At 57.6% G+C, this 15,233-nt stretch carries 17 protein-coding genes; 12 read left to right on the top strand and 5 right to left on the bottom strand.

Going from position 1 to position 15,233, the window contains the following annotated elements; all coding sequences use genetic code 11:
* Positions 1 to 39: 39 nt before the first annotated feature.
* The 3 genes from J1779_RS20875 to puuE are packed head-to-tail and all read left to right on the top strand — an operon-like array spanning position 40 to position 2,463.
* Positions 40 to 774 (top strand): GntR family transcriptional regulator, encoded by a 735-nt coding sequence (locus J1779_RS20875; RefSeq protein ID WP_056781586.1) that lies wholly within the window; start codon positions 40 to 42, stop codon positions 772 to 774.
* Positions 774 to 1,532 (top strand): aspartate/glutamate racemase family protein, encoded by a 759-nt coding sequence (locus tag J1779_RS20870; RefSeq protein WP_122097354.1) that lies wholly within the window; start codon positions 774 to 776, stop codon positions 1,530 to 1,532. The genes J1779_RS20875 and J1779_RS20870 overlap by 1 nt, the downstream gene beginning before the upstream one ends.
* Positions 1,525 to 2,463: an allantoinase PuuE gene (gene puuE / locus J1779_RS20865; RefSeq protein WP_056781581.1), complete on the top strand. Its 939-nt coding sequence runs from the start codon at positions 1,525 to 1,527 to the stop codon at positions 2,461 to 2,463. The genes J1779_RS20870 and puuE overlap by 8 nt, the downstream gene beginning before the upstream one ends.
* A gap of 463 nt (positions 2,464 to 2,926) precedes the next feature.
* Here puuE and J1779_RS20860 read toward each other — a convergent pair whose 3' ends face one another.
* The 5 genes from J1779_RS20860 to J1779_RS20840 all read right to left on the bottom strand — a co-directional run bounded on the left by J1779_RS20860 (position 2,927) and on the right by J1779_RS20840 (position 7,554).
* On the bottom strand, positions 2,927 to 3,421 hold the full coding sequence (locus tag J1779_RS20860) for a hypothetical protein (protein WP_217204663.1): 495 nt from the start codon (positions 3,419 to 3,421) through the stop codon (positions 2,927 to 2,929).
* Positions 3,422 to 3,913: 492 nt separating this feature from the next.
* The gene (hpxZ, locus tag J1779_RS20855; RefSeq protein ID WP_056781578.1) at positions 3,914 to 4,297 is read right to left on the bottom strand and encodes an oxalurate catabolism protein HpxZ; all 384 of its coding nucleotides are present in this window, start codon (positions 4,295 to 4,297) and stop codon (positions 3,914 to 3,916) included.
* Positions 4,298 to 4,336: 39 nt separating this feature from the next.
* Entirely contained in the window at positions 4,337 to 5,740 is a 1,404-nt protein-coding gene (locus J1779_RS20850) for an AtzE family amidohydrolase (RefSeq protein ID WP_217204662.1), read from the bottom strand.
* Positions 5,737 to 5,931, bottom strand: coding sequence for an oxalurate catabolism protein HpxX (hpxX, locus tag J1779_RS20845; protein ID WP_056781572.1), 195 nt, complete (start codon positions 5,929 to 5,931; stop codon positions 5,737 to 5,739). The genes J1779_RS20850 and hpxX overlap by 4 nt, the downstream gene beginning before the upstream one ends.
* A gap of 36 nt (positions 5,932 to 5,967) precedes the next feature.
* Positions 5,968 to 7,554: a gamma-glutamyltransferase family protein gene (locus J1779_RS20840; RefSeq protein WP_122097356.1), complete on the bottom strand. Its 1,587-nt coding sequence runs from the start codon at positions 7,552 to 7,554 to the stop codon at positions 5,968 to 5,970.
* 191 nt (positions 7,555 to 7,745) lie between these two features.
* On the opposite strand from J1779_RS20840, the gene J1779_RS20835 reads away from it, so the two are divergent.
* From J1779_RS20835 to uraH, 9 genes are all read left to right on the top strand, one after another.
* On the top strand, positions 7,746 to 8,585 hold the full coding sequence (locus J1779_RS20835; protein WP_056781567.1) for a MurR/RpiR family transcriptional regulator: 840 nt from the start codon (positions 7,746 to 7,748) through the stop codon (positions 8,583 to 8,585).
* A 264-nt stretch (positions 8,586 to 8,849) separates the two neighbouring features.
* Positions 8,850 to 9,635: a transporter substrate-binding domain-containing protein gene (locus J1779_RS20830; RefSeq protein ID WP_056781677.1), complete on the top strand. Its 786-nt coding sequence runs from the start codon at positions 8,850 to 8,852 to the stop codon at positions 9,633 to 9,635.
* A gap of 24 nt (positions 9,636 to 9,659) precedes the next feature.
* Positions 9,660 to 10,325, top strand: a complete 666-nt coding sequence (locus tag J1779_RS20825) for an amino acid ABC transporter permease (RefSeq protein WP_056781565.1) — start codon at positions 9,660 to 9,662, stop codon at positions 10,323 to 10,325.
* Positions 10,326 to 10,327: 2 nt separating this feature from the next.
* On the top strand, positions 10,328 to 10,978 hold the full coding sequence (locus J1779_RS20820) for an amino acid ABC transporter permease (RefSeq protein ID WP_122097357.1): 651 nt from the start codon (positions 10,328 to 10,330) through the stop codon (positions 10,976 to 10,978).
* Entirely contained in the window at positions 10,978 to 11,739 is a 762-nt protein-coding gene (locus J1779_RS20815; protein WP_056781559.1) for an amino acid ABC transporter ATP-binding protein, read from the top strand. Before J1779_RS20820 ends, J1779_RS20815 begins: the two co-directional genes overlap by 1 nt.
* A gap of 131 nt (positions 11,740 to 11,870) precedes the next feature.
* A complete protein-coding gene (locus J1779_RS20810) occupies positions 11,871 to 13,109 on the top strand; it encodes a pyridoxal-phosphate-dependent aminotransferase family protein (RefSeq protein WP_217204661.1) in 1,239 nt (412 codons plus the stop codon).
* The gene (gene hpxK, locus J1779_RS20805; RefSeq protein ID WP_217204660.1) at positions 13,109 to 14,383 is read left to right on the top strand and encodes an allantoate amidohydrolase; all 1,275 of its coding nucleotides are present in this window, start codon (positions 13,109 to 13,111) and stop codon (positions 14,381 to 14,383) included. Before J1779_RS20810 ends, hpxK begins: the two co-directional genes overlap by 1 nt.
* Positions 14,380 to 14,874 carry a 2-oxo-4-hydroxy-4-carboxy-5-ureidoimidazoline decarboxylase gene (uraD, locus tag J1779_RS20800; RefSeq protein ID WP_217204659.1) on the top strand — a complete coding sequence of 165 codons (495 nt, stop codon included), beginning with the start codon at positions 14,380 to 14,382 and terminating at the stop codon, positions 14,872 to 14,874. The genes hpxK and uraD overlap by 4 nt, the downstream gene beginning before the upstream one ends.
* Positions 14,874 to 15,224 carry a hydroxyisourate hydrolase gene (gene uraH, locus J1779_RS20795; protein WP_217204658.1) on the top strand — a complete coding sequence of 117 codons (351 nt, stop codon included), beginning with the start codon at positions 14,874 to 14,876 and terminating at the stop codon, positions 15,222 to 15,224. The genes uraD and uraH overlap by 1 nt, the downstream gene beginning before the upstream one ends.
* Positions 15,225 to 15,233: the final 9 nt, after the last annotated feature.

The raw sequence follows: 15,233 nt of genomic DNA, 5'->3' as shown, positions 1-15,233 counted from the left end.
TATACGATTAATACACGAACGGTATACGGAGTAACGGCAATGACCAGTTGGAACGGGCTGAATACGGCCTATTTTACCGAGGATAAGGACGACCATATTTATAACGCGCTGGTGAAATCGATCGTCGAACATCAGCTGTTACCGGGCAGTAAATTGCCGGAAGAAGCGCTGGCGGACGTGTTTTCCGTCAGCCGTACCGGCATTCGCCGTGTGTTGCAACGCCTTGCCGCAGTGCAACTGGTGACGTTATTGCCCAAGCGTGGTGCGCACGTCACCACGCCGGACGCTGAAGAATCCCGCGATGTTTTCGCCACCCGTAAAATTCTCGAATGCGCCAACCTGCCGCTGGTGATCGCCCGCTGTCAGTCCACCCATCTGGTGGCCATGAAAAAGCTGGTGCAGGAAGAAAAGCGTGCCCACGAAGAACGTAATGGTGAGGCCGCAATCCGCCTTTCTGCCGCCTTTCATGTCCAGCTGCAGGCCATTTCCGGCAACAAAGTGCTGACCGAATCTGTCTCCCAGCTGACGCTGCGATCTTCTCTCGCCATTGCCGCCTGGGGCGCGCCGTGGCAGCAGGGATGCCGCTGTCACGATCACGACGATCTTCTCGACTTGCTGAAAAAGCGCGATGTCACCGCGCTGACCGCGAGCATGGCGCAGCACTTTGACAGCATTGTTTCCAGCCTGCGTTTTGAGCAGAACAAGGGGCAGATGCCGGATTTCGCGCAGATCTTTTCCTCGCAACGGACAGCCAACAATGAGGAGAAACGCTGATGTCACGCGCGCTTTGTATACAACTGATCAACCCGAACACCAGTCAGGCGATGACCGCAGTGATGGCGCAAACGGCCCGCTCGGTGGCCGCGCCGGAGACACAGATTCTGGCCGTCTGCCCTGAAGAGGGGGCACCGTCCATAGAAGGGCATTTTGATGAGGCGATTGCCACGCTGGGCGTTTTACAACAGGTGAAAGCGGGGCGGGATGCCGGTGCTGACGGGCACATTATTGCCTGTTTCGGCGACCCCGGATTGCTGGCCGCGCGCGAGCTGGCACGCGGGCCGGTGGTGGGTATTGCGGAGGCGGCGATGCACCTGGCGACCATGCTGGCGACACGGTTTTCCATCGTGACGACCCTGCCGCGCACGCTGACCATCGCCCGGCATTTGCTGCATCAGTACGGTTTTGAACGCCACTGCGCGGCGCTGCACGCCATCGACCTGCCGGTGTTATCGCTGGAAGACGGCAGCGGTCTGGCGCAGGAAAAAGTGCGTGAGCAGTGTATCGCGGCAAAAAAATCCGACGGCAGCGGGGCGATCGTGCTCGGTTGCGGCGGCATGGCCGATCTGGCGCAGGAACTGACGCTGGAGCTGAACATTCCGGTGATCGACGGCGTCAGCGCGGCGGTCAAAATGGTGGAGTCACTGGCCGCATTGCGCCTGACCACCAGTAAACACGGCGATCTGGATTATCCGCTGGAAAAACCCCTGTCTGGTCGATTTGCCGGACTGAATCTGAGAGATCACTATGTCTGATGTTGAGCACGGTTTTACCGACGCGTATCCGCGCGACCTGATCGGCTATGCCGGACGCCCGCCGCACGCCAACTGGCCGGGCAACGCCCGCATCGCGGTGCAGTTTGTCCTCAATTATGAAGAGGGCGCAGAGAACAACGTGTTGCATGGCGACGCCGGTTCCGAGCAATTTCTGTCTGATATCATCGGTGCTGCCAGTTTCCCTGCCCGGCATATGTCGATGGATTCGCTGTACGAATACGGCTCCCGCGCCGGTTTCTGGCGCATCCACAATGAGTTTCAAAAACGCGGCCTGCCGCTGACCGTTTTCGGCGTGGCGATGGCGCTGGCGCGTAACCCGGAAATCGTCAATGCCATCAAAGCGGCGGATTACGATGTCGTCAGCCACGGCTGGCGCTGGATCCACTATCAGGACATGAGCAAAGCCGAAGAGGCGCAGCACATGCAAAAAGCCGTCACCGTGCTGCGCGATTTATTCGGCAAAGCGCCGTCCGGCTGGTACACCGGCCGCGACAGCCCTAACACCCGCCAGCTGGTGGCCGAATCGGGCGGATTCCAGTATGACAGCGATTACTACGGCGATGACCTGCCGTTCTGGACGCCGGTCAAACTGGAAAATGGTGAGACGAAACAGCATCTGGTGATCCCGTACACGCTGGAAACCAACGACATGCGCTTTGCCTCCCCGCAGGGTTTCAACACCGGCGAGCAGTTCTATACCTACCTGAAAGACACGTTTGACGTGCTGTATGAAGAGGGTGAAACCTCACCCAAAATGATGTCGATCGGGATGCACTGTCGGATACTTGGCCGACCGGGGCGGTTCAGGGCTTTGCAGCGGTTTCTGGATTACGTGGAATCGCATGAACGCGTTTGGGTTTGTAAGCGGCAGGAAATAGCGGATCACTGGGTTAAACATTTCGGTGTTTAATCTCGAGATTCAAATTCAAATTCAAATTCAATTTCAACACCTTGGCTTGCCACCCAAACTGGCCTTAAGGGGCGCCTATCGCCGCACCCCTTAAGAATCCCGGGCTCTTTCACTGCGCGCTGTCGCTCGCTGGCTATGTTTCAGCAGCCGCAGCGACAGGCTGGAAATCTTGCCGCTGCGCGGTGCCCTCTCTCGGTCCTGGAAGCCTTAGGTCTTCAGGCCGCTCCGTTCGGCAAGATTTCTGAATCGCCCCGAAACCTTTACTTCGTAACCTCACCCACGATGAATTCATAAATTAAACAAAGTGCGTGGGATGTTAAGGTGAGCGAAAATTAACAGTTAACGCTCTGTTTTTTGGCTGGTCACATGACGGGTTCGCAGCGTGCCGTTACGCTTAGCCTGATCATACGACGCTTTTAACTGGCGCATCGTTTCAACTTTGTATTCTGTTATGGTCATTTTTTTAAGAACTGAAATATCGTGTTCTGAGTACATAGCCCATTCCTTTTTCGCCGTGTCCATTGGTCGCTTTGTATACTATATGATCGGTTCTTTGCTGTAAAACCCGGTCATAGTAGCGTTTAAGTTTTTGAGTCTCTGCCACGGCAAAATATGCACGGGCCTTATAAGTTGTCAGATGAAGTGTAATTATTCTTTCTATATTTTCTGAGAGATCTCCGGGGAAGGAATATTTGCGCGAGCATTTCCCTTTTGGCGGGGGTTGAAAGTAAGTTTCATTTTCAAAATTATCTACCCGATCGAATTTCACATCAAAGCAATGAGCAGGGATGTGAAACCCCGCCTCTTCATTCCTAAATGCATGATAATTAATATCATTGATATCAATTTCTGTAAACACCATGATAAAGAAATGGTCGTCTACGGAGAAGTTGTACAGGTGAGCGATGTATTCACCATGTAAAAACTCCCTGAATGTTTCTGAAAGATAGTCCGTCATCTTATAGATAGAGATAAGTTTAAAGTTTCATGAGATATAACAAATGGCTCTTCAGTCAAATGTCATTTTTTATTAATACCGGTACGGTTTCCCCGCAGCAAAAGAACTGTACACCGAAGAAAATTTTAAAAAAGTGACTAATTAAAAGACTGGAAGGCATTACGCAGGAAAAAAATGTAACGAATGTAAGTCGTGGAAAGGGAATGTTTTTGCTGATGAAATGTTTTAAAAACCTTCAAAGCGCGCTCAACATCATTGCTGAATGAGAGGTTGCAGCCTGTCTCAGTGATAGCTGAAACATAGCCAGCGAGCAGAGCGCGTGTTGAAAAAGCGGGGGAGATCCAAGAGGGGCCCGTCCTGGCCCCTTTTGGGCGGTTTCGGCGCAGCGCGACAAGTGATCACCGCAATTGAGAAACCGAAACTTCCCCCGTCCAATCCTGGAAAAAGAACAGTTTCCTCAACTTTCCAAAGCTGAACCGCCCATTGGTTCGGTCAAACCATCAGACTCACATGGGCTGCCACAATCTTCCATCCACTCGCCATCTTCACCCAGGTTTGCTGCTGACGCCCGACACGGTCGGTCCCTTCGCGGCGAAACTCGGTGCTGGCGACCGCCATGTCATCGCCAAAGGTGGTGATGGTGGTGTTGATCAGTTCGCGATCCAGACCCTGCGCCGGGCGGGCGGCGCGAAACGCGCGGATGGAGTCGATGCCGTAAAGATTTTCCCCTGCGCCGTAGCGCACGGTGCGCGGATCGTGCCAGAACAGCTCGTCGAGAACCGCAGTGTCATTGGTGATCAGCGCCTGCTCATAACGATAAAATGCCGCGTTCATTTCGGCGAGGATCGCCGGGCGGTCAATATTGTCAGTTTTCATGTTTACTCTCTTTACCCTGGAAAACGGTGGCCTGTTAATTCAGGTATACATCACCGGAGAACTGCTGACGTTCACGATGCCCTGTTGCTCCAGCGCCCACGCAGCACGCAGGCACAGGTCTTCCCGCCACGGCGGTGCAATCAGTTGTAATCCTATCGGCAGGCCTGTTGCCGTTGTCACGGGAACGGTCACCACCGGCAGACCAAGGAACGAAACCGGCTGTGTCAGCATACCCATGCTGGCGCGCGTTGGCAGATCCTGACCGTTGATGTGAATCGTCTCCTGACCGATTAACGTCGCCGGACACGGCGTGGCTGGCGCAATCAAGATGTCCCAATGGTCAAACAATGGCAACACCTGTTGCTGAAACTGATGACGGAAACGTTGCGCCTGCACGTACCAGGCCGCCGGGATCATCGCCCCGGCCAGCAAACGCTCGCGGGAAAGCGGTTCAAACTGCTGCGCAATGCTGCGCAGTTTTGGCAAATACTGATTGCCCCCTTCCGAGGCGCTGATGATGAACGCGGCGGAACGGGCCAGTTCAGCCTGCGGCATATCAATTTCTTCCTGCGCCTCCAGCGCCCGGGCTATCTGACGCACCGCGTCTTTGGCGTGCCCGTCGCACCAGGTGGAGAAATAGCCGCCGAGGACCGCGGTGCGTAAACCTTGCTGACCGCGTTTTAACTGAGAGAACGTCTCGGTGTTGGGTTTGTCTGCCTGAAAATGATCCTGCGGATCGGTGCCCTGAATGGCGTCATACACCTGTGATAAATCTTCGCTGCATCGCGCCATCGGCCCAAGATGATCGAGGCTGGCGACAAACGGCTGGCTGCCGCTGCGCGAGATCCGCCCGAAGGTGGGTTTCAGGCCGAGAATACCGCTCAGGGAGGCGGGCACGCGGATCGAGCCGTTGGTGTCGCTGCCCAGCGTGAAATGCACCAGACCGGCGGCCACCGCAGCGGCAGAACCGCCGGACGATCCGCCCGCGACACGGGTCAGATCGCGCGGGTTGCGCGTCGCGCCGTAATGGCTGTTTTCCGTGGTGAAACCGTAGGCGTACGCATCCATGTTCAGCATGCCGGAAAGCATCGCGCCCTGTGCCGCGAGGCGTGAAACGGTCCACGCATCATGACGTGCGGCGGCGTTGCTGCTGTTGAGGCTCGCACCTGCCAGCGTCACCTCACCGGCCACGTCCAGCAGGTTTTTCACCGCGTAGGGAATGCCGGCCAGTGGCGATAAGGTTGCGCCGCTGGCACGGGTTTTATCCACTTTTGCGGCTTCACTCAACATGCGTTCGCGGGTGATATGCGTATACGCGTTGATGACAGGATTGGCCTGTTCAACGGCGCTGAGCGTCGCGGTGGCGATTTCCATGGCGGAAAGCTCGCCCCGCGCGAGGGCCTGGTGCAGCTGGCTGATAGTAAAATGATCGAACGATTTCATGCGCGATACACCCCGGCGATTTCCAGACGCGAATCGAGCGGTAAATCCATCAGCGGTTGCGCCATCTGCGCAATGCGGCTGAACTGTATCAGCAATTCCTGACGACGCGCGTCGTCGAGATCCAGTGCCAGAACGGACTCCATCTGACGGACATAAGCGGCCCAGTCGGTCGCTGCGGGGGGCGTTTTCATGTTGCTTCCTTATCCATTCTTATGAGCGAACTCTGATTAAAATCCGGCGGCGCTGCCGTTGCTGCGCGGGTCGGAGGCACCTTCAAACATGCCGTTGGTGTGGCGCACAATCGCCCCCGCATGGCCGACGGCCTCGCTGAAATCCGGTAATAATTCGACGTCGTGACCGCGCTGCCTCAGCCCGGCCTGTGTCAGATAGTCGAAGCGGCCTTCCAGTTTCAGGGAATCCGAACTTTCGCCCCAGGTCCGGCCCAGCAGCCAGCGCGGCCCGCTGATCGCCTGTTGTAAGGATTGCCCCTGCACCACGTGGCGGATAAACACCGCCGCCTGCGTTTGCGGTTGTCCGTCGCCGCCCATCGAGCCATACACCAGCGTGCGGCCATCGTACAAACGTGCGGCGGCGGGGTTCAGGGTGTGGAACGGTTGTTTGCCCGGCGCCAGCGCCAGCAGATGATCGGGGTCGAGGCTGAAAGAGGCGCCGCGGTTTTGCCACAGCACGCCGCTTTCGGGCAGCACGACACCGCTGCCAAACTCGTGATAGATGCTCTGGATAAACGATACCGCCAGCCCGCTGCTGTCCATCACGCCCATCCAGACGGTATCGCCGGGGCCTTTACCTTTGCCCCAGTCGGCGGCGCTGTGGGGTTTGATTCGGGTTGCGAGAGCATCAAGATACTGCGGATCCAGCAGGCTCTGGGCGTCCTGCGTCATCATGCGCGGGTCGGTGATGAAACGATCGCGCAGGCCGAATGCCAGTTTGGTGGCTTCGACGATGCTGTGAATGGTGGCGCTTTCGTCCATGCCTTCCAGCGGCAGACGGTCAGTCAGGCCGAGGATCGCCAGCGAAACCAGCCCCTGCGTCGGCGGCGTCAGGTTGTAGATTTCGCCTTTGCTGTGTTTGAGGCGCAGCGGCACGCGGCGCTGTGGCTTATACGCCGCGAGATCGGCACGGGTGACCGGCATACCCAGTTTTTCCATGTCGGCGGCCATGCTGTCGGCCAGTTCGCCACGGTAAAAACTGCCCAGTCCGTCTTCGCACAGCATCGAGAGCGTCTGCGCCAGCTGCGGCTGGGTAAAGCGGTTGCCGGCGCGGGGGACTTCACCGTTTGGCAGAAAGACGTCGGTAAATGAGCGGATGTCTTTCAGTTCGTGTTGTTTGGCGCGGGTGGCGGCTTCCTGAGAGGCGGTGACCGGTATGCCGTCGGCCGCATAGCGAATGGCATCGCGCAGCAGGCGCGACAGGGGTTTTTGCTCGCCGCCAAATTCAGCGGAAATGTTCAGCGCTTCCTGCCAGCCGCCGACGGTGCCCGCCACGGTCAGGGCAGATTTCGGGCCGCGATGCGGAATATGCGTTTCACCGGCGTAGAACCCGATCGATGCCAGCGATCCGGCGGCACCGCTGGCGTCGATAGCCACCGGATTGCCCTGCGGTGGCACAATCAGCCAGAAACCGTCACCGCCGAGCCCGTTCATGTGCGGATACACCACGGCAATCGTGGCAGCGGCCGCGACCATGGCTTCAATGGCATTGCCGCCTTCACGTAATACCGCAAGCGCACTCTGGCTTGCCAGGTGATGAGGCGTCACCGCCATACCGAGCGGTGCGCTGTTACTGTTAATCATGCGATGTCCTTTTTGAGACGCTTTTTTATGCTGCCCGTGTTTGCAGGGTTTTGGGCGCGTAGGGATAACGTTAAGCAAGAGGTGTTCCACATCGGCAGATTTCTCACGCTTTCCTGCATAATTTCGCTTGCATTGGCAAGCATAGTGCATGCCATGATAGGTGCTGAAACATTGGTTACAGAGGCGGTGAGATGAAACAAATTGATGAGCGTCTGCGGGATCATTACGCAGAGCTGACGCCGCAGGAACAGCGCGTCGCCGACTTTATATTTGCCAGTATCGATGATCTGATGAGCTACAACAGCGCAGAGCTGGCGCGGCTTAGCGGCGTGTCGAAGGCCACGGTCAGCCGCCTGTTTAAGCGTCTCGGCTACCCGAGTTATCGCGATATGCGCGATGAAATGCGCACCCTGCGCCAGAGCGGGATGCCGCTGACCGACAGCCGTGACGCGGTGCAGGGCAACACCCTGTTATCCCGCCACTATAAGCAGGAAATGGCTAATCTGACCCAGTGGATTAACCAGATCGACGGCGCTCAGTTTGGCGCGCTGATCACCGCCCTCAGTCAGGCGCGGCAGGTGCGTCTGCTGGGCTTTCGCAACAGCTATCCGGTGGCGCTGCACCTGCGCCAGCAGCTGATTCAGGTGCGCGCAGGGGTGATGATGATGCCGCAACCAGGGCAAACGCTGGCGGAAGAACTGGTGGATCTCACCGCGCAGGACGTGGTGATTTTCGTCGCTTTCCGCCGCAGGCCGCGTATGGCGAAAGCGATTCTGACGCAGTTGCAGTCGCTGGGCGTGCCGGTGCTGCTGATTTGCGAGCCGCAGGCGCAGACGCTTATCCCGCTGGCCGCCTGGCATCTGGCCGCACCGCTCGACAGCGTCTCGGCGTTTGACAGCTATTCCTCCGCCATGAGTCTGGCGAATCTTCTCAGCAACGCGTTACTGCACGATACCCTGGCCTCGGGCCGTCAGCGCATTCATCAGATTAGCGATCTGTATACCGATCTGGATGAGCTGGAGCAGCGCTGATTCCCGTTTACAGAACACACTGAGCGCTTTTCTGGTGCTTTCGCACAATTTCAGTGCATCCGGTTTTTCCGTTTTTCATTCTTTTTGCCCTGATACAGGGCAAAAAGAACGCTTCTGAATGTCTCCGTATTCGTCTGATCCCTTGTCTTACCGTGACTTAGCGCACAATTTTTCCGCTGAAACGTTTTTGGCACATTCGTTGCAGAGTCATGTTTATAAGAATCTATCGTTCCAAAAACCTTTCACCGGAGATAATCTATGAACATGAACAAACGGCTGTTGGCGTGGGCAGGTGCTGCAATGCTGGTGCTTCAGGCATCTGGCGCGATGGCCGATCAGTTGCAGGATATTCAGAAACGCGGCGTGCTGCGCGTGGCCGTGCCTCAGGATTTCCCGCCGTTTGGTTCGGTGGGAAAAGATCTGCAACCTGAAGGTTATGACATCGATATGGCGCAATACCTGGCCGATAAAATGAAACTTAAGTTGCAACTGGTGCCGGTGACCAGCGCCAACCGCGTGCCTTATCTGCAAACCGATAAAGTGGATCTGGTGATTTCCAGCCTCGGTAAAAACGCCGAGCGTGAAAAAGTGATCGATTTCAGCAACGCCTACGCGCCGTTCTTCCTCGGCGTATTTGGTGCCAAAGGCGACAAACTGGCGGATCTGAAAGCACTGTCCGGCAAAACCATCGGCGTGACCCGTGGCGCGGTGGAAGATCTGGCGCTGACCGATGTGGCACCGAAAGACGCCAAAATTCAGCGCTACGAAGATAACAACACCACGCTGTCGGCGTACCTGTCCGGTCAGGTGGAATACATTGCTACCGGTAACCTGGTGGTGGCGGCAATTGCGCGTATGAATCCGGCCAAAGCGCCAGAGTCGAAAGTGATGCTGAAAGATTCGCCGTGCTTCGTTGGCCTGCGTAAAGACGAACCGGCGCTGAAAGACAAAGTGAATGAACTGATTGCCGAAGGCGTGAAAGACAAGACGCTCAACGCGCTGTCCGAAAAATGGATGAAGGCTCCGCTTCCGGCGTCCATCGGCGCGTAATCCACGTTTTCACGGAGATCTTTCATGACCTATCAGCTTAACTTTAGCGCGCTGTGGCCTTATATGCCGGAGCTGTTGGCCGGCTTATGGACCACCATTGAGCTGACGGTGATGGCAACGATTGGCGGCGTCGCGATCGGTATCTGCGGCGCGGCCATTCGCTGCGGCAACCATAAAACCCTGCGGGCGGTGTGGGGCGTGTATGTCGAAGCCATCCGTAATACGCCGTTTGTGGTGCAGCTGTTTTTCATTGTCTTTGGTCTGCCCGCCATCGGTCTGAAAATGACCGCCGGTGAGGCGGCACTGCTGGCGATGCTGATTAATCTCGGCGCGTACAGCACGGAAATCATCCGCGCCGGTATTCAGGTGACGCCGAAAGGCCAGTGGGAAGCCGGGCGTGTGCTCGGATTAACGCGCAGCCAGACCTTTCTGCGCATCGTGCTGCCGCCGTCGCTGAAACGTATTTATCCGTCGCTGGTCAGCCAGTGCATTATCGTGATGCTCGGATCGTCCGTGGTATCGCAGGTGTCCTATGAAGAACTGACGTTTGCGGCCAACTTAATTCAGTCGCGCACTTTCCTCAGTTTCGAAGTGTATCTGGTCACCACGTTGTTCTATTTAATGCTGTCGGTCGCGATGCGTCAGCTGTTGCTGCTGGCCGGACGCCGCTTCTTTGGGAGTGAAAACTGATGATGACCTTCACTGACTGGGACATTGTGCGCAATCTGTTGCTGGCGGCGCGCTGGACGCTGTTGCTGTCGCTGACCGCGTTTGTCGGTGGCACGCTGGTCACGTTACCGCTGCTGCTGATGCGCCTGACCAAACGCCGCTGGCCGTCGCGTTTTGTGCGCTTATATTCCGAGCTTTTCCAGGGCACACCGCTGCTGATGCAGCTGTTTCTGGCATTCTTTGGCCTCGGGCTGTTTGGCATCAACGTCAGCCCGTGGACAGCAGCCGCGCTGGCGCTGACCCTCTACACCAGCGCGTATCTGGTGGATATCTGGAGTGGCAGCATTGCCGCGTTACCGAAAGGCCAGTGGGAAGCGTCGCGCTGCCTCGGCCTGAATTTCGGCCAGACATTATGGCGGGTGATCACCCCGCAGGCGCTGCGGATTGCCATCGCACCGACCGTCGGGTTTTCCGTTCAGGTGGTGAAAGGCACGGCGCTGGCGTCGATTATTGGTTTTGTCGAGCTGACCAAAGCGGGCACGATGCTCAACAACGTCACCTTCGAACCCTTCAAAGTGTTCGGACTCGTGGCGCTCGGCTACTTCCTGATGTGCTACCCGCTGTCGCGTTACAGCCAGCATTTAGAGAAATCGTTGCGTGGAGATAAACAGTAATGCCGTTGATCACAATTAATCAGGTTCAAAAATTTTACGGCCAGAACCACGTACTGAAAGGTGTGGATCTGGATATCGACAGCGGTGAAGTGATCTCCATCATTGGCCGCAGCGGCTCCGGGAAAAGCACGCTGTTGCGCTGCATAAACGGGCTGGAAGGCTATCAGGAAGGCAGCATCAAACTGGGTGGCATGACCATCACCGACCGCGATTCGCAGGCGCGTGATATCAGCCGTTCCGTCGGCATGGTGTTCCAGAGTTTCAATCTTTTCCCGCACATGACCGCGCTGGAAAACGTCATGCTGGCCCCGCGCCGCGTGCTGAAAAAGTCCGCCGCTGAATGCCGCGAACTGGCGGCGCAGATGCTGGCGAAAGTCGGCCTGGCGGATCGCATGGATTATTACCCGTCGAACCTGTCCGGCGGCCAGCAGCAACGTGTGGCGATTGCCCGTGCGCTGGCGATGAACCCGAAAGTGCTGTTGTGTGATGAAATCACCTCGGCGCTGGATCCGGAATTAGTCGGCGAAGTATTGAAAGTGCTCGAGCAGCTGGCGAAAGAAGGCATGACGCTGGTGCTGGTGACGCACGAAATGAATTTTGCCCGTGAAGTGGGCGACCGCGTGGTGTTTATGCATCAGGGCACCGTGTGGGAACAGGGCGAAAGCCGGGCGCTGTTTGCCAATCCGCAAACCCCCGAGCTGAAACAGTTTATCGCCTCCGTGCGCGGCTTAAATGAAGAGACGCTGCCTCTTTCAGTGTGAGGCGGCGTTGGCTGCTTTCTCTCACCCCGGTCACTGAGTGAGCAAAGTGAACGGGGATTCGTTCAATTGCCGCCTTGCTGCACATTGAAATCTATTGGGTATCAGTTCTTAAAGAAATTAAAGGATCCACTATGTCAGATTTCATCTCTCCCGGACAAATCAACCCGCCGACCCGTCTGCTGATGGGACCGGGGCCGATCAATGCCGATCCGCGCGTGCTGCGGGCGATGGCGAGCCAGCTGGTCGGGCAATATGATCCGGTGATGACCGGTTACATGAACGAAGTCATGGCGCTGTACCGTGCGCTGTATAAAACCGAAAACCAGTGGACGTTCCTGATCGACGGCACCTCGCGCGCCGGTATCGAAGCCGTGCTGCTTTCCGGTATCCGTCCGGGCGACAAAGTGCTGGTGCCGGTGTTTGGCCGTTTCGGTCATCTGCTGTGTGAAATTGCCCGCCGCTGCCGTGCCGAAGTGCACACCGTCGAAGTGCCGTGGGGCGAGGTGTTTGATCCGCAGCAAATCGAAGATGCGATTAAATCGGTGAAACCCCGCTGGCTGCTGACCGTGCAGGGTGATACCTCCACCACCATGTTGCAGCCGCTGGAACAGCTGGGCGAAATCTGCCGCCGCCACGGCGTGCTGTTCTATTCAGACGCCACGGCGTCATTTTGCGGCAACCCGCTGGAAACCGACGCCTGGGGTTTAGACGCCGTGTCAGCCGGCTTGCAAAAATGCCTCGGCGGCCCGTCCGGCAGCTCACCGGTGACCATCAGTCCGCGCTTTGAAGAACAAATCCGCCGCCGTAAATGCGTGGAGGAAGGTATCCGTACCGCCGACCACGCCGACGGCGACGAAGAGATGATCTACTCCAACTATTTCGATCTGGGCATGATCATGGATTACTGGGGGCCGGAGCGTCTGAACCACCATACCGAAGCCACCAGTATGCTGTTCGCCTCGCGCGAATGCGCACGCATCATTCTGGAAGAAGGGCTGGATACCGGCATCGCCCGTCACAAACTGCACGGCGGCGCGCTGCTGGCCGGTATTCAGGGAATGGGGCTGGAGGTGTTCGGTGACCTCAATAACCGCATGAACAACGTGCTCGGCGTGGTCATTCCGCAGGGCGTGCATGGCGAACAGGTGCGTCAGATGATGCTTAACGATTTCAGTATCGAAATCGGCACCTCATTTGGCCCGCTGGCCGGGAAAATCTGGCGTATCGGCACCATGGGCTACAACGCCCGTAAAGACTGCGTATTGCAGACACTGGTGGCGCTGGAAGCGGTGCTTAACCGTCTGGGCTTTGCGTCGAAATACGGCGCAGGGGCGCAGGCTGCGTGGGATCACTACGCAGGAGGTCAGTAATGGCAGAAGCCTTTACGCTGGCTGCGGTTTCCGGCAGCGCAAAACTGGCCGCTGAACGGGTGATGGCGCGCTGCGACGCACTGGCCGCCATCAGTGAAACACCGGGGCAACTGACCCGCGTGTATCTCTCGGCAGAACATTTGCAGGCCAACCGTCTGGTGGGGGAGTGGATGGCGCTGGCCGGTATGCGCGTCTGGCAGGACAGCGTCGGCAATATTTGCGGGCGCTATGAAGGGCTTGATGCGTCAGCACCTGCTCTGCTGCTCGGTTCACATCTTGACAGCGTGCGCAACGCGGGGCGTTACGACGGCCCGCTCGGCGTGCTCACCGCGCTGGAAGTGGTGGCGCATTTGCATCAGAACGCCATCCGTTTGCCGATGGCGGTGGAAATTGTCGGCTTCTGTGATGAGGAAGGTACGCGTTTTGGCATCACGCTGCTGGGCAGCCGCGGGCTGACCGGCACCTGGCCCGCGCAGTGGCTGGAACGCGAGGATGCGCAGGGCATCACGGTGGCGCAGGCTATGCACAACGCCGGACTGGATCCGCTGAAAATCGGCGCGTCACAGCGTGCGGTCAGCGATTTTTGCGCCTATCTGGAACTGCATATCGAGCAGGGCCCGTGCCTGCAAACGGCCAATGTGCCGCTCGGTGTGGTCACGGCGATTAACGGCGCGCGTCGTCTGAATTGTGAATTTACCGGTCATGCCGGCCATGCCGGCACCGTGCCGATGGGGCAGCGTCAGGACGCCCTGACTGCCGCCGCCGAATGGACGCTGGCGATTGAAAGCATCACCACCGCCACCGGCCGCAATCTGGTGGCGACCGTCGGTACGCTGGAATGCCTGCCGGGCGCGGTCAACGTCATTGCGGGGCAGGTGAAACTGTCGCTGGATGTGCGCGGCCCGCGTGATGAGGATTTATCCGCTTTACTGGAAACGTTGCTGGCGAAAGGCCGGGATATCGCGGCGCGCCGCGGGCTGACCTTCGCTGCCGAACAGTTTTACGGCATCCGCGCCACCGCCTGCGACGCCGGTTTGCAGCATCGTCTTAATCAAAGTGTTTTACACTTACAGGGGCAGGCGATGTCGCTGCCAAGCGGCGCGGGGCACGACGCCATTGCCATCGCCGAATGCTGGCCGGTCGGCATGCTGTTTGTGCGCTGTAAAGACGGTATCAGCCATCATCCCGATGAATCCGTCACCTCCGGCGACGTGGCTTATGCGGTGCAGGCGTATATCAACACCGTGCTGAGTTTTAAAGAAGGGCATTTATGACGCTGGATGAGTTTAACGCGCTGTCTGAATTCGAAGCCGTTGCGCTGCTGCGCCCGCTGGTGAATATTCCGTCCTGGGCGACGCAACTCACTGACGCGCGGCCTTATTCTTCGACGCAACGCCTGATGCAATGCGCCGAAGCAGCCTGTCAGCATTGGCAGCCGGATGACATCGCCCGCGCACTGTCGGCGCACCCGCGCATTGGCGAGCGTGCCAGCGGTGCCAGTAAGGAAGCGCAGCTTTCCCGTGGCGAACAGGCGACGCTCAATATCAGCCAGCAGGCGGTCATTGATGCGCTGCACGAGGGGAACCTGCGTTATGAACAACGTTTCGCACGGGTGTTTCTGATCCGCGCCAAAGGGCGCAGTTCTGAAGACATTCTGGATAATCTGCAACGCCGTCTTGAAAATTCGCCGGACGCTGAAGATCAGGAAACGGCGCAACAACTCAAAGAAATTACCCTGCTGCGTTTAAAGGAGATTTTCCAATAATGACCACGGTTTCTAAAACGAAAGTCACCACCCACATTCTCGATACCTCCTCAGGGCAGCCTGCGGCCAACGTGCGCGTCTGGCTGGAAAGCCTTGACGGGCAGAACGTGACGCTCATCAGCGAAACCCAAACCGATGCCGATGGCCGCGCCGCGAAATTAACGCCGGAATCTGTCGCCTCCGGGCATTACCGGCTGTGTGCGGATATCGGCGCGTATTTCGCCGCGACCGGCCGCGCGACGCTGTATCACTCGGCCATTATTGATGTGATGCTCGACGGCAGTCAGGATCATTACCATCTGCCGCTGTTGATCAGCCCGTATTCTTACTCGACCTATCGCGGCAGTTAGACCCGAGGC

Origin of the sequence: Rahnella rivi (assembly GCF_019049655.1) — a bacterium.
GTDB classification, from domain to species: domain Bacteria; phylum Pseudomonadota; class Gammaproteobacteria; order Enterobacterales; family Enterobacteriaceae; genus Rahnella; species Rahnella rivi.
This window is presented reverse-complemented; position numbering and strand designations above follow the sequence as displayed.

Excerpts from the sequence above, each read along its gene's own strand:
- J1779_RS20835 (WP_056781567.1), top strand. The coding sequence starts at position 7,746 with ATGAAACAAATTGATGAGCGTCTGCGGGATCATTACGCAGAGCTGACG.
- J1779_RS20840 (WP_122097356.1), bottom strand. The coding sequence starts at position 7,554 with ATGATTAACAGTAACAGCGCACCGCTCGGTATGGCGGTGACGCCTCAT.
- J1779_RS20815 (WP_056781559.1), top strand. The coding sequence starts at position 10,978 with ATGCCGTTGATCACAATTAATCAGGTTCAAAAATTTTACGGCCAGAAC.
- J1779_RS20830 (WP_056781677.1), top strand. The coding sequence starts at position 8,850 with ATGAACAAACGGCTGTTGGCGTGGGCAGGTGCTGCAATGCTGGTGCTT.
- hpxX (WP_056781572.1), bottom strand. The coding sequence starts at position 5,931 with ATGAAAACGCCCCCCGCAGCGACCGACTGGGCCGCTTATGTCCGTCAG.
- puuE (WP_056781581.1), top strand. The coding sequence starts at position 1,525 with ATGTCTGATGTTGAGCACGGTTTTACCGACGCGTATCCGCGCGACCTG.
- J1779_RS20875 (WP_056781586.1), top strand. The coding sequence starts at position 40 with ATGACCAGTTGGAACGGGCTGAATACGGCCTATTTTACCGAGGATAAG.
- hpxZ (WP_056781578.1), bottom strand. The coding sequence starts at position 4,297 with ATGAAAACTGACAATATTGACCGCCCGGCGATCCTCGCCGAAATGAAC.
- uraD (WP_217204659.1), top strand. The coding sequence starts at position 14,380 with ATGACGCTGGATGAGTTTAACGCGCTGTCTGAATTCGAAGCCGTTGCG.
- J1779_RS20820 (WP_122097357.1), top strand. The coding sequence starts at position 10,328 with ATGACCTTCACTGACTGGGACATTGTGCGCAATCTGTTGCTGGCGGCG.
- J1779_RS20850 (WP_217204662.1), bottom strand. The coding sequence starts at position 5,740 with ATGAAATCGTTCGATCATTTTACTATCAGCCAGCTGCACCAGGCCCTC.
- J1779_RS20870 (WP_122097354.1), top strand. The coding sequence starts at position 774 with ATGTCACGCGCGCTTTGTATACAACTGATCAACCCGAACACCAGTCAG.
- hpxK (WP_217204660.1), top strand. The coding sequence starts at position 13,109 with ATGGCAGAAGCCTTTACGCTGGCTGCGGTTTCCGGCAGCGCAAAACTG.
- J1779_RS20860 (WP_217204663.1), bottom strand. The coding sequence starts at position 3,421 with ATGACGGACTATCTTTCAGAAACATTCAGGGAGTTTTTACATGGTGAA.
- J1779_RS20810 (WP_217204661.1), top strand. The coding sequence starts at position 11,871 with ATGTCAGATTTCATCTCTCCCGGACAAATCAACCCGCCGACCCGTCTG.
- J1779_RS20825 (WP_056781565.1), top strand. The coding sequence starts at position 9,660 with ATGACCTATCAGCTTAACTTTAGCGCGCTGTGGCCTTATATGCCGGAG.
- uraH (WP_217204658.1), top strand. The coding sequence starts at position 14,874 with ATGACCACGGTTTCTAAAACGAAAGTCACCACCCACATTCTCGATACC.